Raw genomic sequence first — 332 nt, forward strand, 5'->3', positions numbered from 1 at the left:
CCCTACCAACAAAAGAGAGTAACCTGCATGAGAAGGTTGTTCATTTTATCGATAATCTCGGTAGCAGTGTAAAAAGCAAAATGAGCTTCAATTTTGCAGCCTACGACATTGCCAACCAAGCGTTTGATGCGATGCAATCGACCATTGCTCGCCAAAAATTGGCCACTTATCCTGCCGATATTACGCTTGAAATCCCACGTAATGCCTGTGGCACCTTAGAGTTTGATCGCTCACAAGAGATGATAGACAGAGGCTACCATTTGGCACAGGCTAAACTGGGCAATCGACTTTAATGTATTTGCTGCTGAATGAGATTAGGGCGTGTTGACCTT

General features: G+C 44.3%; 1 pseudogene. It reads left to right on the plus strand.

What is annotated here, in order from left to right:
• Window positions 1–293: pseudogene (locus AB4589_RS25695) on the plus strand (serine protease); the annotation flags it as partial.
• Window positions 294–332: the final 39 nt, after the last annotated feature.

It is taken from the genome of Vibrio sp. 10N.222.49.A3 (assembly GCF_041475145.1).
GTDB lineage: Bacteria > Pseudomonadota > Gammaproteobacteria > Enterobacterales > Vibrionaceae > Vibrio > Vibrio tasmaniensis_A.